This window comes from Pseudomonas sp. PDM18, assembly GCF_014852585.1.
Taxonomy (GTDB): Bacteria; Pseudomonadota; Gammaproteobacteria; order Pseudomonadales; family Pseudomonadaceae; genus Pseudomonas.
In genome coordinates this window covers 150,816-175,920 of sequence record NZ_JACVBX010000004.1, presented here as the reverse complement: position 1 = coordinate 175,920, position 25,105 = coordinate 150,816, and the positions used below count along the sequence as shown (strand labels likewise).

Sequence of the window (25,105 nt, the reverse complement as noted above, 5' to 3'; positions counted from 1 at the left end):
CCTTTGTACAGGGCTTCACAGTGTGCGAGTCGGGGTGTCGGCCATCGCGACGGTCTGGTAGACCTGCATCTGCTTGGCGATCTGGTTCACCTTGCGCGCGTACTGCGGGTCGGTGGCGTAGCCGGCGCGCTGCAGTTCCTTCATGAACTGATCCGGGCGCGCGGCGGAATCCAGCGCGCCCTGGTAGCGATCGTTGTTCTGCAGGAAGCTGACGTAGTCCTGGAAGCTCTGCTCGAAGGAGTTGTAGGCGCGGAACGAAGCCACTTCCTTCACTTCCTTGCCTTTCTCGAATTCGGTGGTGGTGGCGCGGGCGGAGTCGCCCTTCCAGCTCGAGCCGGTTTTGATGCCGAACAGGTTGTGGCTGCTGCTGCCATCACGCTGGGCGATCATCTTCTTGCCCCAGCCGGTTTCCAGCGCGGCCTGGGCCACCAGGTAGCGCGGATCGACGCCGATGCGCTTGGCCGCGCGTTCGGCCATGGGCAGCATGGTACTGATGAAGTCGTCGGCCGAGGCGAACATCGACTTGCCCGGCTTGGTGGAGATAGCCGAAGTATCGATGTCGGCCACCGGCACGGTGGTGTCGATCTGCTTCGTATAGGCCCGGCTGCCGCGCCAGTCGTTGCTGGCCAGCTGCGCCGGCTGGTTGGCGGTGGATGCGACGGAGCTATCGGCGCCCGGCACGAGGCCTGCAGCAATACGCTGGGCGAGCTTGCCCGGCAGCGCGAGACGGCGGGCGTTCAGCGCCTGGCGATCATCACGACCGGCTTCGGGTTGCGGTAAGGCCTTGCCGTTGGCGGCAAACACGCTCGGGGTCTTCTGCCGGTCTGATGCTGCAGCGGTGGCTGCGGCGCTCCGATTGGAGTCGGCGGCCGCCTGCGCCCCAGTCTGGGCGAAGGGATTGTTGCCGGTGTGGCGGACGCCCTGCATCTTCTCCATCTGCTTGACCAGCACGTCGGCCAGGCCGATGCCATGCCCCTGCGTAGCCAGGGACACAGAAAGCTGATGGTCGTACATGTCCTGGTACTGCTTGGCCGCTTCGCTGTTCATCGGGTTGTCCTTGGCGAACACCTCGTTGGCCGAGCGCATGGATTTCAGCATCTCGTTCATGAACAGCGATTCGAACTCCTGGGCGACCTTGCGGATGTTCCCCGCGCTGTCGCGGTTCGCGCCGGTCTTCATCGCCGACAGGCGATTGAGGTCGGAATAGGAACCGGAGTCGGTAGTGGAGGTACCAGCAGAAAGCAGTCGGGCGTCCACGGCGGCGTCCTCAGATCACGATCAGGTCGGCTTGCAGCGCGCCGGCCTGTTTCAGGGCTTCGAGGATCGCCATCAGGTCGCTGGGCGCGGCGCCCACCTGGTTAACGGCGCGTACGATTTCATCCAGCGTGGTGCCGGGGCCGAACTTGAACATCGGTTTGGCTTCCTGGTTGGCGCTCACGTTCGAGCGCGGCACCACGGCGGTCTGGCCGTTGGAGAACGGGCCGGGCTGGCTGACGATGGGGTCTTCGGTGATGGTCACGGTCAGGCTGCCGTGGGTCACGGCGGCCGGCGACACGCGCACGTTCTGGCCAATCACGATGGTGCCGGTGCGCGAGTTGATGATGACCTTGGCCACGGCTTCGCCGGACTGTACTTCGAGGTTCTCCAGCACGGACATGTAGTCCACGCGCTGGCTCGGATCCAGCGGCGCGCTGACGCGCACCGAGCCGCCGTCCACGGCCTGGGCGACGCCCGGGCCAAGCAGTTCGTTGATGCGGTCGACGATGTGCTTGGCGGTGGTGAAATCCGGGCGGTTGAGGTTCAGGGTCAGGGTGTTGCCCTGGTCGAAGCCACTGGGCACCGCGCGCTCGACGGTGGCGCCTCCGGGGATGCGACCGGCCGACGGTACGTTGACGGTAATCTTCGAGCCATCGCGACCTTCGGCGTCGAAGCCGCCGACCACCAGGTTGCCCTGGGCAATGGCGTAGGTCTGACCGTCGATACCCTTGAGCTGGGTCATCAGCAGGCTGCCGCCGCGCAGGCTCTTGGAATTGCCGATGGAAGACACCGTGACATCGATGACCTGGCCTGGTTTGGAGAACGGTGGCAGATCGGCGTGGATGGACACCGCCGCGACGTTCTTCAACTGCACGTTGCCCGTGCCGGCCGGCACCTTGATGCCGAACTGCGCCAGCATGTTATTGAAGGTCTGCACGGTGAACGGCGTCTGCGTGGTCTGGTCGCCCGTGCCATTGAGGCCGACGACCAGGCCGTAGCCGATCAGCTGGTTATTGCGCACGCCCTGGATGCTGGCGATGTCCTTGAGCCGCTCGGCATGGGCGGCCGGCACGGCAGACAGCGCGCAGAGCAGCAGCGCGCCACCGAGGCGGAGCGTGCAGAGCAGGCCGTGGGATACCTTGCGAACGGCAGTCATCGTCATCACCCTCAGAACGGGAACAGCGGGCTGAGGAAGAAGCGATCGAACCAGCCCGGCTGGCTCGCATCGGCGAACGCGCCGGTGCCCGAGTAGGTGATGCGCGCATCGGCCACACGGGTGGAAGCGACGGTGTTGTCGGTGGCGATGTCGTCGGCGCGGATCAGGCCGGCGATGCGCACCAGCTCGTTGCCGGTGTTCAGGGTCATCCACTTCTCGCCCCGCACGGCGAGGATGCCGTTGGGCATGACATCGGCCACGGTGACGGTGATCGAGCCGGTCAGGCTGTTGCTCTGCCCTGCCTGGCTGTCGCCCTTGGCATCGCGCGAGCCGCCGTATTCGGCGGAGAGGCTGAGGTCACCGCCACCCACCGGGTTGTTGGTGGTCAGGCCGCTGCCGAACATCGAGGTCAGCCCCATCTTGGTCTTGCTGTCCTTAGAGATGTCCGAGCTGGCCTTCTTGCTGGCCTGGGTCTTCTCGTTGAGGGTGATGGTGATGATGTCACCCACACGGAAGGCCTTGCGGTCGCCGTAGAGGTTGTTCTCGAACCCGGCCTGGTAGATCGACCCGTTGTTCTGGGCGGCCGGCGCAGGGGTGCGCGGCAACACCGGAGCGTAATAGGGATCGTCCGGCTTGGGCGGCGGGCTCACGCACCCTGCCAACGCGGCGATGGCCAGCAGCGGAAGGAGGTGGGAACGGTTCATCTACAGCTACCTCTCGGGGAGAGCGACTACGGGATCACAGGTGGCCCAAGGGCCGGTTTATCCAACGACCGCGCGAGCTAGGTCAGGCAAGGCGAAATCGAATTTGGAAGCGGAGTTGGCTCCAGCCAATGAGCATTCCTAATTCGATTTCAACGCTGCATGGCCGACGCGCAGCCGGTCGTTATAGGTTCTGGGTGACGAAGGAGAGCATTTGGTCGGCGGTGGAGATCACCTTGGAGTTCATCTCGTAGGCGCGCTGGGTGGTGATCATGTTCACCATCTCCTCCACCACGCTGACGTTGGAGTTCTCCAGGGTGTTCTGCAGGGTGGTGCCCAGACCGTTCAGGCCAGGGGTGCCGACTTGGGGCGCGCCGCTGGCGGCGGTTTCCAGGAACAGGTTGTTGCCGGTGGCTTGCAGGCCGGCCGGGTTGATGAAGTCGGCGGTCTGGATGTTGCCGATGATCTGCGGCGTGGCGTTGCCGGCAACGGTGACCGAGACAGTGCCGTCGTTGCCGACGGTGAAGGTCTGGGTTTCCGGCGGCACGATGATGGCCGGCTCCAGAGCATTGCCGTTGGAGGTGACGATCTGGCCGTCGGAGTTCAGGTGGAAGCTGCCGTCGCGGGTATAGGCGACGGTGCCGTCCGGAGTCAGCACCTGGAAGAAGCCACGGCCGTTGACCGCCATGTCCAGCGGGTTGTCGGTGGTCTGCAGGCTGCCGGCGGTGAAGTTCTTCTGGGTGCCGACGATGCGCACACCGGTACCCAGTTGCAGGCCCGAAGGCAGCTGGGTGTCCTGCGTCGAGTTGGCGCCGGGCTGACGCTTGATCTGGTAGAGCAGGTCCTGGAACTCCGCGCGATCGCGCTTGAAGCCCGTGGTGGACACGTTCGCCAGGTTGTTCGAGATGGTGGTCAGGTTCATGTCCTGGGCGGACAGACCGGTCTTGCTGACCCAAAGTGCCGGAAGCATGTCGTTCTCCTCGGGCGCCGGTTTCGTGGCGCCTCGAACGGTTAATCAGTTTCTATCAGCTGAATTGCAAAACACGCGCCATCGACTGGGAGTCTTCTTCGGCGGTTTTCATCATCTTCACGTGCAACTCGAACTGGCGAGACAGCGCCAGGATCGAGGTCATCTCGTCGACAGCATTGACGTTGCTGGCTTCCAGCACACCGGACTGCACGCTGGCGTTGGCGTCGACCTGGGGAGCGGGCTGACCGGACTTCATGCGGATGAGGCCATCGCTGCCCTTCTCCAGTTGCTTGGCATCGGGAGTCACGAGCTTGATGCGGTCGACGGTGGCCAGCGCATTGGGGTTGTTGCCCTGGCCGCGGATGGTGATGGTGCCGTCCTCGCCGATGTCGATCTTTTCTTCCGGGGGAATCGCGATCGGCCCGCCGTTGCCCATCACCGGCATGCCGTCGCTGGTGCGCAGCTGGCCGAGGGCATCGATCTCCAGGCTGCCGGTGCGCACGTAGGCTTCGCTGCCGTCCGGTGCCTGCACGGCAATCCAGGAATCACCCTTGGCGGCAACGTCCAGGTCACGGCCGGTTTCCTGCAGGGAGCCGGTGGTGAAGTCGGTCGCCGGGCGTTCGCTCATGGCGAAGACGCGCGCCGGAAAGCTGTCGCCGAACACGGGCATCGCGCGAGCTTGCTCGAAGTCACGGCGGAAACCGGTCGTGGAGATGTTCGCCAGGTTGTTGGCGTGAGCCTGCATGGCTTTAGTGTTCTGGCTCGCGCCGCTCATGGCGACATACAGCATTCTGTCCAAGGCTATCCTCCAGTGCCGAGTCGGATTCCCGGCGGTGTTGGAGTGACTTCAGCAAGGGCTGTGCCAGAACTGCAAAATGAAACTCAAGACATTGATATTCATGGAGATATCAAAAAAGAAAGGCTCCCGAAGGAGCCTCGATGGCCGTCAGGCGGCGAAGGACTGCCGCCTGCGGCAAGGGGACGTCATCAACGCAGGTTGATGATGGTGTCGGAGATGGTGCTTTCGGTCTGGACGGTCTTGGCGTTCGCCTGGTAGTTGCGCTGCGCCACGATCAGGTTCACCAGTTGCGCGGTCAGGTCGACGTTGGAGTCTTCCAGGGTGCCCGAGCCGACCGCGCCGAGGGTGCCGGATGTCGGCGTGCCGATCACTGCCTCACCCGAGGCCAGCGACTGCTTCCAGCCGGTGTTGCCCACCGGGGTCAGACCCTGGGTATTGGCGAAGTTGGCCAGGATCACCTGACCGATCACTTTGGACTGGCCGTTGGTGTAAGTGGCGTACATCTGCCCGTCTTCGGCGAAGGACAGGCCGGACATCTGACCCGTGGCATAGCCATCCTGGGTCACCGCAGTGACGGCAAAGGCGCCGTTGGTCTGGGTGGTCTTGGTCAGGTCGATGCTGATACCGCCAGCAGTACCCGCTGCGCCATTGGCACCCCAGGTCACCGGGCTGGTGGTGGAGTCGGTGACAGCCGCAGGAGTCCAGCCGGTCAGAGTCATGGTGTTGTCGGCGTTGACGGTCATGCCGGTGGAGGTAATGCCCGTCAGCTGGCCGGCGCTGTTGAAGGTGATGTCGCTGCTCAGCGGCGTAGTGCTGGTCGGGGTCTGCGGGTTACGCCCATCCACCAGCGTGTACATGCTCCAGTTATTGGCGCTGTCCTTGACGAAGTAGTTCGTCATGGTGTGCGAATTGCCCTGGGAGTCGTAGATGTCCACAGAGGTCGACCAGTTGTAGCTGTCCGAGTCAGTCGCATCGAACGGCGTGGTCTTGGGCGTCGTCGCGTTGGAATTAAGGCTCAGGGTCGAAGTGATCTTCGAGGTCGGGCTCGGCGGCTGGTTGGCGGTGTCGACCTTCAGGTCGGTGATCACGCCGTTGACGATGTTGCCGTTGCCATTGACGCCATAACCCTGCAGGCGATTGCCCGAACCATCGACGATGTAGCCGCTGGCGTCGGTATTGAAGGTGCCGTTGCGGGTGTAGACGCGGCTGCCGTTGTCGCTGGTCATGAAGAAGCCGTTGCCGCTCACTGCCAGGTCCAGGCTGCGACCGGTGGTGCTCAGGTTGCCCTGAGTGAACTGCTGCGAAACGGCCTGGGTGACCACGCCGTTACCCACGGCGATGCGGCCGGTGCCGAGCATCGAGGAGGCGTAGAGGTCGGCGAACTCGGTCCGCGAGGATTTGAAGCCAGTGGTGCCGACGTTGGCAATGTTGTTGCCGGTGACGTTCAGGTCCATCGACGCGGCGTTGAGTCCACTCAGGGCGGTATTGAAAGACATGTGTTGCTCCTGTGCCGAAACGCGGCGTTATTTTCCGATGGTCTGAATGCTGGAGGCGGAAACGGCGCCGATGCCAGCCAGGTTCAGGGACATTTCCCCGCCGTTCTGGCCCAGCGTAACGCTGTTGACCGTGGCCGGCAGGTAGGTGGTCAGGGCGGTACTGGTACCGTCCAGGCTGGCGCTCGCCTTGACGGTGTAGGTGCCAGCACCCACCAGCTCGCCGCTGTCGTCCTTGCCATCCCACTTGAAGTCAATGTTGCCGGCCTTCTGGCTGCCCATATCGACGGTGCGCACCAGATCACCCGAGTCGTCGTAGATCTTCAGGGTCACGCCATCGCCCTTGGACGGCATCACCAGCGAGCCCTTGACGCCCGCGGACGGATCGTCGACCTGCACCTTGCTGGAGTTGACGATCACCGAGCGGCCGACCAGCGAAGACGCCTGCAGGGCCTGGGAAGACTGGAACGAGGAATAGAAGGTGCCCAGGGTGGTATCCAGGTTCTGCATGCTTTCCAGGCTGCTGAATTGCGCCAGCTGGGAGACGAACTCGGTGTTGTCCTGCGGGTCCAGCGGGTTCTGGTTGTTCAACTGGGTGACCAGCAACTGCAGGAAGGAATCCTTGCCCAGCGCACTGGTGCCGGTCTCGGCGGTCGACGACGAGCTCTTGGATCCGGCGTTCAGTGACGACAGGATCGAACTCGAAGCACTGTTATCGGTATTGATGCTCATGGGGCGTCCTCTGCGCTTACTGACCCAGGGTCAGGACCTTCTGCATCATCTGCTTGGCGGTGTTCATCATTTCCGCGTTGCTCTGGAACGAACGGCTGGCGGAGATCATGTCGGCCATCTCCTCCACCACGTTGACGTTGGGGTAGTAAACGTAGCCGTCCTTGTCGGCGGCCGGATGGTTCGGCTCGTAGCGCGGCACCAGCGGGCTCTGGTCCTCGACCACGCCCAGCACCTGCACACCGGAACCAGCCTGGTCGGTCTCGCCGAACAGCGAGCCCTGGTCGCCGCCCTGGGCGTTCTGCAGCATGGTGGAGAACACCGGGTGACGGGCGCGGTAGGTCTGGTCGATGCTCGAGGAGACGCTCTCGGCGTTGGCGATGTTCGACGCGGTAGTGTTCAGACGAGTGGTCTGGGCACTCATGCCGGTACCGGCGATATTGAAGACACTGGCGAGCGACATGGCGATTACTCCCCGCGCAGGGCGTTCATCAGCCCTTTGAATTTGCTGTTGAGGAAAGTGAACGAGGCCTGGAACTGCACGGAGTTCTCCGCGTAGTTGGCTTGCTCGATCTGTTCGTCGACGGTGTTCTGGTCGACCGAAGGCTGGTTCGGGATGCGGTACTTCACCGACTCGTCACCCATGCCGAAACCATCGGCGGCAATGTGATGCGAATTGGTCAGGGTTGCGCTGAAGGTGCCGTTCTTCATCTTGTCCGACTGGGCCGCCAGCACCGAGGCGAAATCCAGGTCGCGCGCCTTGTAGTTGGGCGTGTCGGCGTTGGCCAGGTTATTGGCCAGGACTTCAGCGCGCTGGGAGCGGAAGTTCAGCGCTTGCTGGTGGATACCGAGGGCTTTGTCGAAGCTGATGCTCATGGTCACGAACCTGTTTGCCGGTGTGGGCTTGCCAACACTTCAGCAAGGTGCGTGCCACATCTTCATTCCCTTGATAATCAAGGGCTTGAGGGAATCTGAATAGCGGCAAGGGGCGGCAAACAGCGGCAAAGCGGCAATCGCTTTCCTTGCCGCCGGGGGCAAGGCGGCAAGCTTCCTGCTGCGTTTTGCCGCCCGACGGGCACGTCTACGGCAGCGCGCCCGATCGTTACCGGGACCGCATAAGCAAAAAGCGCGGACGGAGCCCGCGACTGATAAAAGGAAAGCAGCAAGAACCCCGCCCGAACAGGCGGGGCGTCGGCCAATCACTTGGCCTTGTAGATGATCCCCGGGCTGCACTGGACCATCTGGTAGTGGTCCGGCAGCGCGTTGAGCGCTTCGGAAGCGCCAAGGAACAGGTAGCCGCCAGGCTTGAGCGTGGCATGGATACGCAGGAGGATGTCGCGCTTCACTTCGGCCGAGAAATAGATCAGCACGTTGCGGCAGAACACCATGTCGAACTTGCCCAGCGTGGCGTAGCTGTCCAGCAGGTTCAGCGCGCGGAATTCCACGCGGCTCTTGATCGGTGGCTTGACCGTCCAGCGCCCCGGCGTCTTCTGGTCGAAGTAGCGCGCCAGGCGCTCCTGCGACAAGCCACGGCCAATGGCCAGGCTGTCGTACTCACCGGCCTTGCAGGCGGTGAGCATGGAGCCGGACAAGTCGGTGGCGACGATCTGCACCCCCGCCTTCAACTGGCCGAGGTTGGTGCGCTCGAACTCGTCGATGGCCATGGACAGCGAGTACGGCTCCTGCCCCGACGAGCAAGCCGCCGACCAGATACGCAGGCGCTGACCAGGGGAGGCCTTGATCATCTCCGGCAGCACGCGGTTTTTCAGCACCTCGAAGGGATAGGTATCGCGAAACCACAGGGTCTCGTTGGTGGTCATCGCATCGACCACCTGCTCGCGCAGCTGGCTGCGCATCTGGATCTTCTGTACCAGCTCGCCCAGGGACTTGATGCCCTGCTGCTCCATCAACTTGTTCAAGCGGCTGGAGACCAGGTACTGCTTGTTGGCGCCCAGGAGGATGCCGCAGGTCTTCTCCAGGAAATCCCGGAACAGCTCGAATTCAGAATTGGTGGATGTCACAGATAAGCCTCTTTGCTCGTGGACAGCTGCCGGCAAAACGACGACAACTGCCTGACCGGTGCTCAAAAAACCATAGACGATGCGGGCGGCACCGGCGCCGCCCGCATCTCGTCACGCCGGCATCAGGCCGATGCGCCATCCACTGCCTTGATGCGGTCCGACACGCGGGCCGCCAGGTCATCGGGACGGAACTTGGCGAGGAAGTCGTCAGCGCCGACCTTTCTCACCATCGCCTGGTTGAACACCCCGGACAACGAAGTATGCAGGAGAATGTGCAGATCCTGCATGCGCGGGTCGTGACGGATTTCCGCCGTGAGCGTGTAGCCATCCATTTCCGGCATCTCGATATCCGAGATCACCATCAGCAGATCAGTGCCCGGATGCCCGCCGGCTTCCACCATCTGGTGCAGGTAATCCAGCGCCTGGCGGCCGTCGTTGAGCGCCAGCACTTCCACGCCGACGGTCTCCAGGCAACGCACCAGCTGCTTGCGCGCCACGGAGGAGTCGTCCACCACCAGAACGCGCTTGCTGACCGCGCGGGCCTGGGTCTCGGCATCCAGCACGCCCTCGGAGATGTCCTCCGACGTCGGCGCCACTTCGGCGAGGATCTTCTCCACGTCGATGATTTCCACCAGCTGGTTGTCGACCCGCGTCACCGCCGTCAGGTAGTGGTCACGGCCGGTTCCCTTGGGTGGCGGATGGATCGACTCCCAGTTCATGTTGACGATGCGCTCCACCGAGTGCACCAGGAAGCCCTGCACCTTGGTGTTGTACTCGGTGATGATCACGAAGCTGTTGGCGATGTCCCGCAGGGCGTGACGCCCCGTGGCCAGCGCCAGGTCGAGGATCGGAATGGTGCCGCCACGGATGTTCGCCACCCCGCGCACCACCTGGCTGGATTTGGGCATCACGGTCAGGCGGGGGCACTGCAGCACCTCCTTCACCTTGAACACGTTGATCCCGTACAGCTGGCTGCCGTTCAAGCGGAACAGCAGCAGTTCGAGACGATTCTGGCCAACCAGCTGCGTACGCTGGTTGACCGAATCCATGACTCCGGCCATTGAGCCTCCTGTGCACGCAACGCCGCCCGACTCACGAAGGCGGCATGACCATTGCTTGGATCGTTGCATGAAACGAGCAACGACATTTTTCCGACAGCTGAGACCCGCGCGCGCCCTGATGGCTGCGCTGCTCGGCATGACGGGTGCGCTGACCCTCTCCCCGGCTGGGGCGGAAGGCTTCACTGCGCCTGAAATCCTTATCGGCTCCACCCAGGGCTTTCTTGAGTTCAAGGTGGAAGATTATCTGCAGACTTCCGGCATAGACGCCCGTTACGAGATCGAAGTCGCGCGCATCGATCCCCGCCTGCGCCTGGCGGAGTGCGACAAAGACCTGACACAAAAGCTGGAAAGCCCGGCGCAACCCGTTGGTCGGGTCACCGTGCGAGTGCTCTGCGAAGGCAGTTCGCCCTGGACGGTATTCGTGCCGGCGACGGTCAAGTTATTCCGCCAGGTTGTCGTCACCACTCTGCCCCTGCAGCGCAATCATGTCGTCGAGCCCGGTGATATCAGCGTCGTCGAACGGGACGTCGGCCAACTGAGCCAGGGCTATCTGACTGACCCCAACCAGGTAGTCGGCATGAAGCTCAAGCGCCCGACGGTCAACGACCAGGTGCTGGCGCCGGTGTTCCTCGAACAGGCCGCCGCCGTGCGCAAGGGCGACCAAGTGGTGATCCGCGCCAGGACCAGTTCGATCAACGTGTTCATGCCCGGCGAAGCGTTGTCCGATGGGGTAACCGGCGAGCAGATCCGCGTGCGCAACCTGCGCTCCCAGCGTATCGTCAAGGCTCGTGTGGTCGAGCCGGGAGCGGTGGAAGTCACCCTGTAGCGCTCGGCGCCGGGCTTTTTCTGGCATGATGGACGCAGCCCTCTGCAAAATGTGCTCAGGCGCACGAAAATTCGGCCTAAAGTTTCTCTCAAGACGGCCGAAAAGCTTGGCAAGCGTCCAATACCTCCAGAGGTTTCCACCATGGTCATCGACTTCAACCGGCTGAACCCGGCCTCTACGACAGCCAGCACTGGCCGTAGCAGTGCTGCCCAGAGCGGTCGCAGCGAAGCCGCAGCAGAGAATGCCTCCGTCAACGCCCCGGCCAAGAGCGGCGAGTCGGTACAGCTGAGCGACACCGCGCAGCAATTGCAGAAAGTAAGCGATCAACTGAAGGACCAGCCCGTGGTCGACAACGAGAAAGTGGCCCGCATCAAGGCGGCCATCGCTGACGGCAGCTACCAGGTCGACAGCCAGAAAGTCGCCAGCAAGCTGCTCGATTTCGAATCCCAGCGCTGAGTTCGTTCACCGCCTGGTCAACCGCTAGTACGCCGAGCCCAAGATGTCCGATGCCCTGCTTTCTCTGATCAACGGCGACATCGAAGCAGCCAGCAACCTGCTGCAGCTGATCGACGACGAGTACCAGGCGCTGCAAGCCCGCGACCTGGACCAGTTGCAGAAGCTGCTCGACAGCAAGCTACCACTGCTGCATCAGCTCGAGCAGAACGGTCGCATCCGCACTCAGGCACTGCAACAGGCCGGGGTCAGCGCTGATAGCGAGGGCCTTGCGCAAATCGCCCAGGCGACCGGCAACGCCGCTCTCACCCCTCGTGCGCAGGAGCTCGGTGCCCTGCTCGAACGCTGCCAGGAAGCCAACCAGCGCAACGGCCGCATCATCCGTTCTGGCCAGACCAGTACCGAGCGCACGCTCGATATCCTGCGTGGCCAGGAAACTCCGCGACTCTATGACCGTTACGGCGGCTCCACCCAGAGCAACCGCCAGCGTCCGCTCAGCCAGGCCTGAACTCCTCTGGCCTGAAGGCCAGCGCTAGGGCAGAATGCCACTATCCGGCCCTGCCCCGTGCACCACTCATAACAAACACAATGGAGACCCGCGGACCGTGTCCAATCTGTTCGCCGAGGAAAATGGCCCTCAACCACCGAAGGTGTTGAAAGCTCCGGTGGAGATCCACGCCAGCCTGAAAATGCTGATGGACAGTCACGATCCCCTGGTGATTACCTTCGAAGGCCGAGGCCAACGCTTCCAGAGCTTCGTCGTCGAAATCAACCGCGAGCGCAACATCGTTGCCCTTGATGAGCTCATCCCCAACGACGGCGAACGTTTCCTGCAGAACGGCGAGCAATTCCGCATCGAAGCCTTCCACGAAGGCGTGCGCATCGCCTGGGAAAACACCCAGAACGCTTTCTTCTCCGAGATCGACGGCGCCCGCTGCTATTGGCTGCCGGTACCCGCCGAGATGCTCTACCACCAGCGCCGCAACGCCTTCCGCGCGCCCGTCAGCCAAGGCCAGCCGGTGGCCGTGGAGATCGGCGGCAGCAAGCTGAAGTCGCCGCTCAAGGGCAGCCTGATCGACATCTCTGCCACCGGCTGCAAGATCCGCCTGGAAGGCAACGCCACCGAGCGCCTGCAACCCGGCCAGGTCTATGAAGAGTTCACCGCACGCCTACCCTTCGGCGCCCTGACCATGGAAGTCGAACTGCGCCACGTGCACTTCGAGGAAAAGGTCGGCTACAGCTTCGCCGGCATGCGCTTCCACCAGATGAGCGGCCTGGCGCAGCGCAACATCGAGCGCTTCGTCTACCAGCTGCAACGCGAAGCCCGGCGCTTCGAGAAGGACGAGCTGTTCTAGTTCGCTCCGGGCGGCAAGTTCTTGCCGCCCTTCCCTTGTGGCCTCACGCGGGCCGGCTTTCTTCCTCGGCTTCGGTTTCCGTCTCGGGTGCTGGCGCGGTGTTGTCGTTACTCGTCATCTGCTCTTTCACGGCCGCTTCGTCGACCCGCGGGTCGAGGGCGGCGGACAGCGGCGAAGACGCCAGGCTGTCCGGCGTGGCAACGTGTTTGACCGGCGCCTCGTCGACCCGGTGCACACCGCTGACCTTCTCCGGCTGCACGCGCCAGATGAGGATCAGCGAGCAGGCGCAGACGAAGGCGTAGAGCATGTTGCTGCCGAACAGCTTCATCAGCGCGCCGGCCGCCAGCGGGCCGATACAGGCGCCGACGCCGAACGTCACCAGCAGCATCGCCGTCAGCGAGACGCGGCGCTCGCCTTCGACGTGATCGTTGGAGAAGGCCACCGCCAGCGGATACAGGGTGAACTGCACAAGGCAGACGATGAAGCCCATCGGCAGCAGCCACGCCAACGAGATCGGCGGAACCGGCAATAGCGGCAACAGCGCCAGCGGCAAGGCAACTATCAACAGCAGAATGGCAGCGTTGCGGATCAGCACGGCGCGGTCGATGCGGTCCGACAGCCAGCCCAGCGGCCACTGCACCAGCAATCCGGCGAAGATGCAGCCGCCCATGAACAGGCCGATCTCCTCGGTACCCAACCCTTGATCCACTGCATAGAGCGGCGCCAGACCGTAGAACGAACCGACCACCAGCCCGGACACCAGCACCGTGGTCAGCGACTGCGGCACACGCTGGATGAAGAAGCGCGGCTCCAGTGGAGCCGGGCGCAGCGGCGCGGGGTGGACCTTGTGGGTGATCGCCACCGGGATCAGCGACAGGGCGAAGCATAGCGCGATCAGCATCGGCAGCTCCGGGCCCAGCCCCGGATGCACCACCAGCACCAGTTGGCCGAGCACCAGCCCCAGATAGGAGGCGACCATGTAGCCGGCGAACACCACGCCGCGCTGGCGCGCCTCGGCCTGCTCGTTGAGCCAGCTCTCGATGACCATGTACTGGCACATCATCCCCAGGCCGATGGCGACCCGCAGCACCAGCCAGAAGCCCAGCCAGGGCAACAGGCCGATGCCCAGCACCGCAGCGGTCACCAACCCGCCGCAGGCAACGTAGGCGCGGATGTGGCCGACGCGGGCAATCAGGCGGTGGCCGATCTTGCCGCCCAGCACCAGGCCGAGGTAGTAGGCGGCCATCATGGCGCCGATCCACAGCCCATCGACCTTCTCCGCGCCCAGGCGCAGCGCGAGGTAGGTACTGAGCAGACCGGAACCGGTCAGGAGCATGACGGCGGCGAAGTACAGAGCGCGGAAGGCAGTGACGATCCGAAGCATTGGACCTCCTGGTCCAGGACAACCCCGGCACTACGTGCCGGGCAGCGGAAAGCGGGACTTGCGCTCACACCTTAGAGCTTGCCAATCGGCGCGTCGAGAGGGCTGCCGGGCCCGGAATAGCGCGTGTCGCGCACGGTCATGTGGGGCGTTTCGAAGGATGGCGGCGGGATGAACGAGGATGGCCTGAAGATCGCCAGAAGATGGCTGCCGATCACAGCTGCACCTGGTTTCGGCGCAACTGTGTCAGCGACTTCAAATCAGATCATGCGCCTCAGGCTTGCGCTGCGAGAACGCGGCGCTCCCACGGGGTGATTTCGTCGAAGAAGCTGGTCAGCTCCATGGACTTGGTCGCGCTATAGCCGTCGATGAACTCGTTGCCGAACACCTCGCGGGCCAGTTCACTGCGCTGCAGGCGCCGCAGTGCGTCATACATCGTGCAGGGCAGCAGCAGCTCCGGCGGCACCTCGAACTCGCCCTGGATCGGCGCCGTGGGTTCCAGCGCGCGCTCGATGCCGTGTAGGCCGGCAGCCAGGCTAGCGGCAATGGCCAAATAGGGATTGGCGTCGGCGCCCGGCAAGCGGTTCTCCACACGACGGGCCACCGGCGCACTGGCAGGAATGCGCAGGCCGGCGGCGCGGTTGTCGTGGGACCAGCAGGCGTTGTTCGGCGAGGCGTAGGGATGGCACAGGCGCTGGAAGGAGTTCACGTTCGGCGCGAACAACAGGGTGAAGTCCGACAAGCAGGCCTGAAGGCCACCGATGAAGTGGCGGAACTCCGGCGTTGCCTCGCCCTGGGCGTCGCTGAAGATATTGCGGCCCTCGCCGTCGACGATGCTCTGGTGAATGTGCATCGAACTGCCCGGCGTATGCGCCAGCGGCTTGGCCATGCAAACGACGATCAACCCGTGCTTGAGCGCGACTTCCTTGAGCAGGTGCTTGAACAGGAAAGTCTGGTCGGCCAGCAGTACCGGGTCGTCGTGCAGGAAGTTGATCTCGAACTGGGTGGTGCCCATCTCGTGCATGAAGGTGTCGCGTTCCAGCCCTACCGCCTCCATGCAGCGGTAGACGTCCTGGAAGAACGGTCGCAGGCCGTTATTGGACGACACGCTGAAAGCGGAGTGGCCGATCTCACGGCGACCGTCGAGGCCGACCGGCGCCTGGAAGGCTTCTTGCGGATCGGGGTTGGGGGCGAAGACGAAGAACTCCAACTCGGTCGCCACCACCGGGCTCCAGCCGCGTTCGGCGTAGCGCGCAACCACCTGCTTGAGCAGGCCGCGGGTGGACAGGCCGGAAGGCTTGCCGTCGAGTTCCACCGCATCGCAGATGGCGAAGGCGCGAGGCTCGTCGCTCCACGGCAGGCGGTGAATCTGGCTCGGCTCGGCGATCAGGGCGAGGTCGCCATCGTCGCTGCCGTAGAACTTCGCGGCCGGATAGCCGCCCATGATGCACTGCAGCAGGACGCCACGCGCCAGTTGCAGTCGGCGCCCGGTGAGAAATCCCTCGCCGGTCATCACCTTGCCACGCGGCACCCCGTTGAGGTCGGGGGTGACGCACTCGATCTCTTCCACTCCAGCCAGACGCTCGGCGAGTGGGATTCCTGGATCGCTACTCATGACTTCTTATCCTTGTTCTTTTGTCCTTGTCACAGGACGCCGCGCGAGGCGCGCGAGCCCGTACAAAATACGCACCACGCGTTCGATATTTCAAGCGGGCTAGAAAAGGAATACTGCGGAACGAACAAGCTTGATCCATCTGGAAATGGGAAAAAAAACGCCCCGGCTAGCGGGGCGTTTTTCATCGGGCGGCGGATCAGGCCGCGCGCATGGCCTGGTGCGTGTCGATCAGGTGCTGCACCACACCTGGATCGGCCAGGGTGGAGATGTCACCCAGCGAATCGTACTCGGCTGTGGCGATCTTGCGCAGGATGCGGCGCATGATCTTGCCCGAGCGGGTCTTCGGCAGGCCGGGCGCCCACTGGATCACGTCCGGCGTGGCGATCGGGCCGATTTCCTTGCGTACCCAGGCACGCAGTTCCTGGCGCAGCTGCTCGTTGCTTTCCTCGCCGGCATTCAGGGTGACGTAGACGTAGATGCCCTGCCCTTTGATGTCGTGCGGTACGCCAACCACTGCGGCCTCGGCCACTTTCGGGTGGGCGACCAGGGCGCTCTCGATCTCGGCGGTGCCCATGCGGTGGCCGGAGACGTTGAGCACGTCATCGACGCGGCCGGTGATCCAGTAGTAGCCGTCCTCATCGCGACGGGCACCATCACCGGTGAAGTACATGCCCTTGAAGGTCTTGAAGTAGGTGTCCACGTAGCGGTCGTGGTCGCCGTAAAGGGTGCGCGCCTGGCCCGGCCAGGAATCCAGGATCACCAGGTTGCCCTCGGTGGCCCCTTCCAGGATGTTGCCCAGGTTGTCCACCAGCGCCGGCACCACGCCGAAGAACGGCTTGGCAGCGGAGCCCGGCTTCAGGCCGTGGGCGCCCGGCAGCGGGGTCATCAGGCAGGCGCCGGTTTCGGTCTGCCACCAGGTGTCGACGATCGGGCAGCGCGACTGGCCGACGGTCTCGTAGTACCACTGCCAGGCTTCCGGGTTGATCGGCTCGCCCACCGAACCCAGCAGGCGCAGGCTGGAACCGTCGGCGCCTTCGACCGCGGCCTTGCCCTCGGCCATCATGGCGCGAATGGCGGTCGGGGCGGTGTAGAGGATGTTGACCTTGTGCTTGTCGACGATCTTCGCGACGCGGGAGATGTCCGGGTAGTTCGGCACGCCCTCGAACAGCACGGTGGTCGCGCCGTTGGCCAGCGGGCCATAGACGACGTAGGTGTGACCGGTGACCCAGCCGATGTCGGCGGTGCACCAGAAGACTTCGCCCGGGCGGTAGTCGAACACCCGCTCATGGGTCAGCGAGGCGTAGACCAGGTAGCCGCCGGTGGTGTGCAGCACGCCCTTGGGTTTGCCGGTAGAGCCGGAGGTGTAGAGGATGAACAGCGGGTCCTCGGCGCCCATTTCCTTCGGTGCGCAGGTGGAGCCTGCGACCTTCATCAGGTCCTCGAACCACACGTCGCGGTGCTGGTTCCACTTGATGGGAGAACCCGTGCGCTTGCAGACGATGATCTTCTGCACGCTGTTGGTTTCCGGGTTGGTCAGCGCGTCGTCGACATTGGCCTTGAGCGGGGTCTTCTTGCCGCCGCGCAGACCTTCGTCCGCGGTGATCACTACCTTGGAGCGGCAGTCGATGATGCGGCCGGCCAGGGCTTCGGGAGAGAAGCCGCCAAACACCACGGAGTGGATCGCACCGATGCGGGCACAGGCCAGCATGGCGACCACGGCTTCCGGGATCATCGGCATGTAGATGGTCACCACGTCGCCACGGTGCACGTCCTGACCGCGCAGGGCGTTAGCGAACTTGCAGACCTGCTCGTGCAGTTCGCGGTAGGTGATTTCCTTGTGCTCGGAAGGATCGTCGCCTTCCCAGATGATGGCGAGCTGGTCGCCGCGCTCGGCCAGGTGGCGGTCGAGGCAGTTGTAGGAGAGGTTCAGGGTGCCATCGGCGAACCACTTGATGTCCACGTGGTGATCGTCGAAGGAGGTCTGCTTGACCTTGGTGAACGGCTTGATCCAGTCGATGCGCTGGGCCTGTTCGCGCCAGAAGCCGTCGGGATTGACCACCGACTGCTGGTACAGCTTCTTGTAGGTGGCCTCGTCAGTCAGAGTGGTCGCGGCCACTTCGGGACGCACGGGGTACACGGATGCCGCTGTCATGGCGTTTTACCTCGGTGAAGAGTGTTGTTTTTGTTGCCCTAAGTTGTAACGGCGACACCCTCTCCCGAACCATACGACCATGGTCTTACCAATCCTTAGTCTTAGTGATGAGCCCCATAAGCCGTTGTTTTGGCAACGAGCTCATGGGGCCGCGACAACCTGTCACATACCAAGGGCGTGGGGCAGCGCCAGCGAGATATAGGGCACGTAGGTCACCAGGATCAGGAACAGCAGCAGGATCATCAGCCACGGCAGCGCCGCGCGAATGGTCGAGCCCAGTGGCAGGCCGGTGACCGCCGAAGTGACGAACAGGTTGAGCCCTACCGGCGGATGCACCAGGCCGATCTCCATGTTCACCACCATGACGATGCCCAGATGGATCGGATCGATCCCCAGGCGCATGGCGATAGGGAAAAAGATCGGCGCGAGGATCAGCACGATGGCCGAGGGCTCCATGAAGCTGCCGGCCACCAGCAGCACCACGTTGACCATCAGCAGGAAGCCAATCGGCGTCAGTCCTTCCTGCATCACCCACTCGGTGATCTGCTGGGGAATCTGCTCGGTGGTCAGTACGTGGGCGAACAGCATGGCGTTGGCGATGATGAACATCAGCATGATGCTCAGCCGCCCGGAATCCACCAGCACCTTGGGGCAGTCGCGCAGGCGCATGTCCTTGTAGACGAACAGCGCGACGAAGGCCGAGTAGACCGCCGCCACCGCCGCCGCCTCGGTGGGCGTGAACAGCCCCGAGTAAATGCCGCCGAGGATGATCACCAGCAGCAACAGGCCCCAGATCGCCCGGCGCGCGGCGGACAGCCATTCGCGCAGGCTGGCGCGCGGCTGAGCGGGCAGCTTCTTCACCCGCGCGACGATGTAGATCACCACCATCAGGATCACGCCCAGCAGCAGGCCCGGCACCACGCCGGCAACGAACAGTTTGCCCACCGAGGTCTCGGTGGCGGCCGAGTAAACCACCATGACGATCGACGGCGGAATCAGGATGCCCAGGGTGCCGGCATTGCAGATGATCCCGGCGCCGAACTCGCGCGGGTAGCCCGAACGCACCATACCGGCCACGGCAATCGAACCCACCGCCGCCACGGTCGCCGGTGAGGAACCCGACAACGCGGCGAACAGCATGCACGCCAGCACCGCCGCGATGGCCAGGCCACCGCGGATGTGGCCGACGCAGGCGTTGGCGAAGTCGATCAGCCGACGGGCCACGCCGCCGGTGGTCATGAAGGCGCCGGAGAGCAGGAAGAACGGGATCGCCAGCAGCGTGTAGGCCTCGGAGGTCTCGAACAGCTTGATCGCCAGCGAACGCACCGAGTCGGGGCTGAACAGGAGGATCGTCAGCGCGCCGGACAGGCCCAGGGAAATGGCAATGGGCACGCCGATGAACATGAAGACGAACAACAGGAGGAACAGGATCATCACGGTCATGGGCGGCTCTCCGCGGCGTCTTCACCGGCCAGCTTCGAGGCTTCCGCGGCCTCGTCGGCGAGGCCCAGACCGAGCTGGCGGCCGCGCAACAGGTTGACGAGGATTTCCAGGTAGCGCAGTACCACCAGGCCGAAGCCGATGGGTACGATTACCGCGATGTAAGCCTGGAGGATGCCGAAGTGGTCGAGGTCTTCCGCGCCGATGCCGGCGATGAACAGGGTCTTCACCCAGTCGAAGCTGGCGACCATGAACAGCCCGGCATAGCCCAGGCAGCAGAGGCAGGCGAGCACGCCGATGCAGCGCTGCACCGGGCGCGGTGCCAACCGAACCAGCGCGTCCACGCCCAGGTGGCCGGCGGTGCGCACGCCATAGGCGATGCCGAAGAAGATCAGCCAGGCGAATAGCGCCTTGGTCAGCGCGTTGCTCCAGGACATATCCTGGGCGACGCCGAGGATCGCGTCGCCGATGGCGTAGAACGGCCCCTGGATCGACGGCAGGCGGTCGCCCAGGTCATAGAACAGGGTGAAGACGTTGGTCATCACCACGTAGACGAAGGTCACCAGCGTCATGGCCGCCAGCAGGAAGGCGATGGCGCCTTCCTCGAAGTGGTTCCAGACGCGCACGAGTCGGTTCATGGAAAAGTCTCCAGAAGGTCCCACCATCCGGCGAGACCGGGCGGATCAATGGGGGCGGTTGGAGGCTTCGGCGGCCTGGAGGAAGTCGGCGCCGACGTTGTCGCGGAATTTCCGCCACACCGGCTGCATCGCCTCGCGCCAGTCGGCGCGCTGCTTCGCGGTGAGCGGGTGGATCTCGCTGGTGCCGCTGGCGAGGATGCGCTGGCGGGCATCGCGGTTCAGACGCTCGGCTTCCTGGTTCACCTTCACGGTGACCTCGGCCATGATCCTTTCCAGCTCAGCGCGCAGGTCCGGCGGCAGACCGTTCCAGAACTTCGCGTTGGTGATCACCATGTAGTCCACCAGGCCGTGGTTGGACTCGGTGAAATATTTCTGCACCTCGTTGACCTTCTGGCTCTCGTAGTTCGACCAGGTGTTCTCGGCGCCATTCACCACGCCGGTCTGCAGGCCCTGGTAGACCTCGGCGAAGGACATCTTGCGGGAGATCGCGCGCAGCTCGCGGAACTGTTCGTTGAGCACATCGGAGGCCTGCACGCGGAACTTCAGTCCGCGCGCATCGCCCGGCTCGAGCAGCAGGCGGTTGGCCGACAGCTGCTTCATCCCGTTGTGCCAGTAGGCGAGGCCGAGGATGCCCTTGCCCTGCATGCTGCTCAGCAGGCTCTGGCCCTGGGGGCTGCGCTGGAAGTTGTCGACAGCGTCGATGTCGTCGAAGAGGAACGGCAGGTCGAAGATCTGCACCTTCTTGGTGTACTGCTCGAACTTGGCCAGGGACGGCGCGAGCATCTGCACATCGCCCAGCAGCAGCGCTTCCATCTCCTTGCCGTCACCGTACAGCGAGGAGTTCGGATACACCTCCACGCGCACCCGGCCGGGCAGGCGCTCTTCGGCCAGGCGCTTGAACATCAGCGCGCCCTGCCCCTTGGGTGTGTTCTCCGCGACCACGTGGGCGAACTTGATCACTATCGGTTCGTTGGAAGGCCGGGGTTCATTGGCAGTCTGCGGTGCATCGGCAGCCTGAATGGCAGAAGCGCAGGCCAACGCCAGGACGGCGAGCAACGCCCGCCCCATGGTTGTAAACATCGCGTCACCCTCAATTTGTTTTTGTGCTTGCGAGGTGAACCTGGCGACAGGCTCGTCACGAGACTGACGCAAATAGTCGCGTTCGGAGAATTCGTCTTTTCCCAAAGCGGCGTTCGACACAGCGGAACGCAAGGAACGAAAAAAGCGCCCGGCGAAGGCCGGGCGCTTGGGGTTTCAGCTGCTTGCCGCTAGGCGGCGGTGGCTCAGGCAGGCGCCCGCGTGCGGTGTTCGAGCATCATCCGCTCGTGTTCTTCGAGCATGCCGGGCACACAGTCACGGAGGAACTCCACCCAGGTGCGGATCTTCGCGTCGAGGTACTGGCGCGACGGATACAGCGCATAGACGTTGAGGTGGAACAGGCTGTAGTCAGGCAGCACACGGACCAGGCTGCCGTCCTTCAGGCCCTGCACGGCGGAGTACACCGGCAGCGCACCGATCCCCATGCCGGCGCGTACCGCCTCGGTCATGGCGTCGGCGGTGTTGACCTGGAAATGGCTGTGGTTGATGCCGACCATTTCTTGGCCGTCAGGGCCGTCGAACAGCCACTTGTCCAGCGACATCACCGAGTTCACCAAGCGCAGGCAACGGTGATCCGTCAGCTCTCCGAGCTGCTTCGGCATGCCATGCCGCGCCACGTAATCGGGCGAGGCGCAGAGCACGCTGTAGGTCTTGCCGATGCGCTTGGAGACGAAGCCCGAATCGGGCAGCTCCTGGGCGATGACCACGGAGATGTCGTAGCCCTCATCGAGGATGTCGGTGATGCGGTTGGCCAGGGTCAGGTCGAAGGTGACCTCCGGGTAGATCTCGCAGTACTGCGAGATCGCGCGGATCAGGTAGTGCTGGCCGATGCCGGTCATGGCATGCACCTTCACCTTGCCGTGGGGACGGGCGTGGGCGTCGCCGGCCTCGGCCTCGGCTTCCTCGATGTAGCCGAGGATCTGCTGGCAGCGCTGCAGGTAGCGCTGCCCGGCTTCGGTCAGGGCGATGCGGCGGGTGGTGCGGTGCAGCAGGCGAGTGCGCAGGTGAGCTTCGAGTTTGGCCACCGTCCGCGAGACGTACGCGGTGGTGAGGTCCATGCGCTGGGCGGCGGCGGTGAAGCTGCCGGTCTCGGCGACACAGACGAAAGCACGCATGTTGTGCAGCAGGTCCATCATTTCTCCAGAAGAGCCTGTCCACGCCACGGCGGGCGGCCTCTGCAACGGTGCACGGGCGAGCAACGCCTTGTTACAGATTCATGACAGGCGGCGAATTGTCGCACAGGTGCCGCGCAGGGATTATTGTACTTTCAGGTAACAATAATTCGCCCATCCGTCAGCTTATCCTGCCCCCGCCGCACTTCTAGAATCGCCCTCCCCAACGCGGTCTCCCGCCACGCCCCAGGACAAGCAGCCGTGCTCCGCCTTTCGTGCAACGTGCTTCCACCCCTTCGCTCCGCCTTCCAACGACAGGGTTCCCAAAACCCGCCCCAGCCCGACCACCGCCTGCCGAGATAAGCCCGATGAGCAGTCTGTCCGTGCGCCTGCCCAAGGCCGCCGCGGTGCGCTTCGCCCTGTCCGATTGGGCGCACACCGACGGCGTCACCTGGATGTTCATTCTCAAGACGCTGATCACCGCCTTCACGGCATTGTGGCTGGCCTACCGCCTGGAGTTGCCGCAGCCCAGCACCGTGCTGGTGAGCGCCTTCATCGTGCTGCAGCCGCAGAGCGGCCAGGTGCTGGCGAAGAGTTTCTACCGCATCCTCGGCACGCTGGCCGGGCTCACGGTAATGGTTACCTTCATCGCCCTGTTCGCCCAGGAGCGCGTGCTGTTCCTGCTCTGCGTGGCGATCTGGGTCGGCCTGTGCACGGCGGGCGCCGCGCGCTACCGGGACTTTCGCGCCTACGCCTGCCTGCTCGCCGGCTACACCGCGGTAATGATCGGCATCCCCGCCTCCCTGCACCCCGAGGGCGCCTTCATGCAGGCGCTGTGGCGGGTGATCGAGATCAGCCTGGGAATTCTCTGCACCGGCGTGGTCAGCGCCGTGGTCCTGCCACAAACCAGCACGGCCGCCCTGCGCAACGCGCTGAACACCCGCTTCGGCGACTTCGCCGGCCTCGCCAGCGCGGGCCTCAACGGCACGCTGGAGCGCGAGCGCTTCGAGCAGGCCAGCGCGCGTATCGCCGCCGAAGTGGTGGGCCTGGAAAGCCTGCGCAATGTCACCGCCTTCGAAGACCCGCACATGCGCTTGCGCAGCGGTCGCCTGGCGCGCCTGAACAGTGAGTTCATGCAGCTGACCACGCGCTTCCACGCCCTGCAGCGTCTGCTCGAGCGCCTGCGTGAACGCCAGGCCAGCAACGTGCTGGAAGTGCTGATGCCATGCCTGATCGACGTCAGCGAACTGCTTGCGAGCTGGCACGGCCGGCCGCTCAGCGAAGCGGATGCCGAGCGTCTGAGCGTGCAACTCGAACTCTGCAAGCACCACCTGATGCCCCGCATCCGCGAAGCTCGCGCCAACCTCGGCCACACCTGCCCGCGGGAAGCCGACCAGCTGGACTTCGAGACGGCCGCCGAGCTGCTCTACCGCTTCGCCGACGATATGCACAACTACGCCCAGACCCACGCCTCGCTGGCCGCGCACAAACACGAGCGCGAGCAGTGGAAGGAGCGCTTCACCCCCAAGGCCAACGCCCTCGCCGCCGCCGTCGCGGGATTCCGTTGCGCGCTGCTGGTGATAGTTGGCGGCGTGTTCTGGATCGAGACCTCCTGGCTCAGCGGCGCCACCTTCGCGCTGACTTCGGTGCTGATCGCCGCGCTCTCCTCCGCCTCGCCGAATCCCAAGCGCCTGTCGTTGCAGCTGACCCTCGGCACGCTGCTCGGCGCCACACTCGGCTTCATCCTCACCTTCCGCGTGCTGCCGCACATCGACGGCTTCCCCCTGTTGTGCTTCGTGCTCTCGCCGGTGTTCGCCCTCGGTGCCTTCCTGATCACCCGGCCCAAGTGGAGCGGCTACGGTGTCGGCCTGCTGGTGTGGTTCTGCATCGCCTCGCTGCCCGCCAACGTGGCGCGCTACGACGCCTACACCTTCATCAACGAATACCTGGCGATGCTGCTGTCGATGGGCATGGCGGTGGTCGCGGCCATCGTCATCCTGCCGCCGAACCGGCCGTGGCTGTGGGAGCGCCTGGAAGCCGAGCTGCGCCTGCGCGTGGTGCGGGTGATCAGCGATCCGCTGAAAGGTCTGTCATCGAACTTCGAGAGCGGCACCCGCGATCTGCTGAACCAGGCGTATGGATTATCCACAGGTCGCCCGGACGTGCAGCAGCGCTTGCTGCGCTGGACCTTTCAGGTACAGGAGATCGGTCTTTCGATCATCGAGCTGCGCCGCGAGCAGGAGGCCCTGCCGAAGGAACCCTGGTATGCCGAGCGCATGCCCTGGCGCCGGGCTATCCGTGCGCTGGGCCGAGCGCTGATCCGCCTGTTCATCCAGCCCAGCGAGAGCAACCGCCAGCGCGCCCTGGCAGCGGTGGAACACGCCATCCATGCCACGCGCACCACGGATGATCGTCGCCCGCCGCACTTCGATTCCTCGCCCCTGCGCCGGGTGTGCAGCTACCTGCACTTCATCCGTACTTCGCTGCTCGATCCGCAGTCGCCGCTGCGCGATTGACTCCTGCAGGTTCGCGCCATAGGCGCACTCTCAGAAGATACAAAGCCCCTCACCCTAACCCTCTCCCGCAAGCGGGAGAGGGGACCGTTCGTGCAGGATCACACCACAGTGTCAGCTGGCACGATCAGCTCCCTCTCCCTCCGGGAGAGGGCTGGGGTGAGGGGGAAGCCCCAGCGCCGCGATGTCACTCCTGCAAATGCCGAAATCTGCGACCTCCCGCCACACGACCACCCCTGAAACCCTCGCCACACCTGGATTGTTGCCTCTGAGTACGAAGTCTTGTTGGCGCCTGGATATATGACTCAGGTCAGGCAAATCCTATTATTTCCGTG

At 64.1% G+C, this 25,105-nt stretch carries 23 protein-coding genes; 5 read left to right on the top strand and 18 right to left on the bottom strand.

Annotated features, from left to right (window positions below; all coding sequences use genetic code 11):
• Positions 1-15: 15 nt before the first annotated feature.
• The 11 genes from flgJ to IB274_RS10780 form a co-directional block, all read right to left on the bottom strand.
• Positions 16-1,257 carry a flagellar assembly peptidoglycan hydrolase FlgJ gene (gene flgJ, locus IB274_RS10830; protein WP_192431925.1) on the bottom strand — a complete coding sequence of 414 codons (1,242 nt, stop codon included), beginning with the start codon at positions 1,255-1,257 and terminating at the stop codon, positions 16-18.
• A 10-nt stretch (positions 1,258-1,267) separates the two neighbouring features.
• Positions 1,268-2,419 carry a flagellar basal body P-ring protein FlgI gene (locus IB274_RS10825; RefSeq protein WP_412548418.1) on the bottom strand — a complete coding sequence of 384 codons (1,152 nt, stop codon included), beginning with the start codon at positions 2,417-2,419 and terminating at the stop codon, positions 1,268-1,270.
• Positions 2,420-2,424: 5 nt separating this feature from the next.
• Positions 2,425-3,117: a flagellar basal body L-ring protein FlgH gene (flgH, locus tag IB274_RS10820; RefSeq protein WP_192431924.1), complete on the bottom strand. Its 693-nt coding sequence runs from the start codon at positions 3,115-3,117 to the stop codon at positions 2,425-2,427.
• Between the two features lie 181 nt (positions 3,118-3,298).
• Complete coding sequence (flgG, locus tag IB274_RS10815; RefSeq protein WP_138215106.1) at positions 3,299-4,084, bottom strand: flagellar basal-body rod protein FlgG; 786 nt, start codon at positions 4,082-4,084, stop codon at positions 3,299-3,301.
• Between the two features lie 55 nt (positions 4,085-4,139).
• A complete protein-coding gene (gene flgF, locus IB274_RS10810; RefSeq protein WP_192431923.1) occupies positions 4,140-4,883 on the bottom strand; it encodes a flagellar basal-body rod protein FlgF in 744 nt (247 codons plus the stop codon).
• A gap of 188 nt (positions 4,884-5,071) precedes the next feature.
• A complete protein-coding gene (gene flgE / locus IB274_RS10805) occupies positions 5,072-6,379 on the bottom strand; it encodes a flagellar hook protein FlgE (protein WP_192431922.1) in 1,308 nt (435 codons plus the stop codon).
• Positions 6,380-6,406: 27 nt separating this feature from the next.
• A complete protein-coding gene (gene flgD, locus IB274_RS10800) occupies positions 6,407-7,108 on the bottom strand; it encodes a flagellar hook assembly protein FlgD (protein WP_192431921.1) in 702 nt (233 codons plus the stop codon).
• Between the two features lie 16 nt (positions 7,109-7,124).
• The gene (gene flgC, locus IB274_RS10795; RefSeq protein ID WP_045212156.1) at positions 7,125-7,568 is read right to left on the bottom strand and encodes a flagellar basal body rod protein FlgC; all 444 of its coding nucleotides are present in this window, start codon (positions 7,566-7,568) and stop codon (positions 7,125-7,127) included.
• A 5-nt stretch (positions 7,569-7,573) separates the two neighbouring features.
• Positions 7,574-7,981, bottom strand: a complete 408-nt coding sequence (gene flgB, locus IB274_RS10790; protein WP_045212157.1) for a flagellar basal body rod protein FlgB — start codon at positions 7,979-7,981, stop codon at positions 7,574-7,576.
• A gap of 323 nt (positions 7,982-8,304) precedes the next feature.
• Positions 8,305-9,126, bottom strand: coding sequence for a protein-glutamate O-methyltransferase CheR (gene cheR / locus IB274_RS10785; protein WP_192431920.1), 822 nt, complete (start codon positions 9,124-9,126; stop codon positions 8,305-8,307).
• Between the two features lie 122 nt (positions 9,127-9,248).
• Positions 9,249-10,187, bottom strand: coding sequence for a chemotaxis protein CheV (locus IB274_RS10780; protein WP_192431919.1), 939 nt, complete (start codon positions 10,185-10,187; stop codon positions 9,249-9,251).
• A 136-nt stretch (positions 10,188-10,323) separates the two neighbouring features.
• Between IB274_RS10780 and flgA the strand changes: the two genes are divergently transcribed.
• The 4 genes from flgA to IB274_RS10760 all read left to right on the top strand — a co-directional run bounded on the left by flgA (position 10,324) and on the right by IB274_RS10760 (position 12,821).
• The gene (gene flgA, locus IB274_RS10775; RefSeq protein ID WP_192432147.1) at positions 10,324-11,013 is read left to right on the top strand and encodes a flagellar basal body P-ring formation chaperone FlgA; all 690 of its coding nucleotides are present in this window, start codon (positions 10,324-10,326) and stop codon (positions 11,011-11,013) included.
• A gap of 141 nt (positions 11,014-11,154) precedes the next feature.
• Positions 11,155-11,469: a flagellar biosynthesis anti-sigma factor FlgM gene (gene flgM, locus IB274_RS10770; RefSeq protein WP_045212162.1), complete on the top strand. Its 315-nt coding sequence runs from the start codon at positions 11,155-11,157 to the stop codon at positions 11,467-11,469.
• Between the two features lie 43 nt (positions 11,470-11,512).
• The gene (locus IB274_RS10765) at positions 11,513-11,974 is read left to right on the top strand and encodes a flagella synthesis protein FlgN (RefSeq protein WP_192431918.1); all 462 of its coding nucleotides are present in this window, start codon (positions 11,513-11,515) and stop codon (positions 11,972-11,974) included.
• Between the two features lie 97 nt (positions 11,975-12,071).
• Complete coding sequence (locus IB274_RS10760) at positions 12,072-12,821, top strand: flagellar brake protein (protein WP_192431917.1); 750 nt, start codon at positions 12,072-12,074, stop codon at positions 12,819-12,821.
• A gap of 43 nt (positions 12,822-12,864) precedes the next feature.
• Here the strand turns inward: IB274_RS10760 and IB274_RS10755 are convergent, their stop codons facing one another.
• From IB274_RS10755 to IB274_RS10725, 7 genes are all read right to left on the bottom strand, one after another.
• The gene (locus IB274_RS10755) at positions 12,865-14,205 is read right to left on the bottom strand and encodes an MFS transporter (protein WP_192431916.1); all 1,341 of its coding nucleotides are present in this window, start codon (positions 14,203-14,205) and stop codon (positions 12,865-12,867) included.
• A gap of 271 nt (positions 14,206-14,476) precedes the next feature.
• Positions 14,477-15,715 carry a glutamine synthetase family protein gene (locus IB274_RS10750; RefSeq protein WP_192432145.1) on the bottom strand — a complete coding sequence of 413 codons (1,239 nt, stop codon included), beginning with the start codon at positions 15,713-15,715 and terminating at the stop codon, positions 14,477-14,479.
• Between the two features lie 298 nt (positions 15,716-16,013).
• Positions 16,014-17,969, bottom strand: coding sequence for an acetate--CoA ligase (gene acs / locus IB274_RS10745; RefSeq protein ID WP_192431915.1), 1,956 nt, complete (start codon positions 17,967-17,969; stop codon positions 16,014-16,016).
• Between the two features lie 162 nt (positions 17,970-18,131).
• Positions 18,132-19,412 carry a C4-dicarboxylate TRAP transporter large permease protein DctM gene (gene dctM, locus IB274_RS10740; RefSeq protein WP_192381992.1) on the bottom strand — a complete coding sequence of 427 codons (1,281 nt, stop codon included), beginning with the start codon at positions 19,410-19,412 and terminating at the stop codon, positions 18,132-18,134.
• The gene (locus IB274_RS10735) at positions 19,409-20,047 is read right to left on the bottom strand and encodes a TRAP transporter small permease (RefSeq protein ID WP_192431914.1); all 639 of its coding nucleotides are present in this window, start codon (positions 20,045-20,047) and stop codon (positions 19,409-19,411) included. The genes dctM and IB274_RS10735 overlap by 4 nt, the downstream gene beginning before the upstream one ends.
• Before the next feature lie 45 nt (positions 20,048-20,092).
• Positions 20,093-21,127 carry a TRAP transporter substrate-binding protein gene (locus IB274_RS10730; RefSeq protein ID WP_192431913.1) on the bottom strand — a complete coding sequence of 345 codons (1,035 nt, stop codon included), beginning with the start codon at positions 21,125-21,127 and terminating at the stop codon, positions 20,093-20,095.
• A 203-nt stretch (positions 21,128-21,330) separates the two neighbouring features.
• Complete coding sequence (locus tag IB274_RS10725) at positions 21,331-22,278, bottom strand: LysR family transcriptional regulator (protein WP_192431912.1); 948 nt, start codon at positions 22,276-22,278, stop codon at positions 21,331-21,333.
• Positions 22,279-22,625: 347 nt separating this feature from the next.
• Here IB274_RS10725 and IB274_RS10720 point away from each other — a divergent pair, with 347 nt between their 5' ends.
• Positions 22,626-24,773: an FUSC family protein gene (locus IB274_RS10720; protein WP_192431911.1), complete on the top strand. Its 2,148-nt coding sequence runs from the start codon at positions 22,626-22,628 to the stop codon at positions 24,771-24,773.
• Positions 24,774-25,105 lie beyond the last annotated feature (332 nt).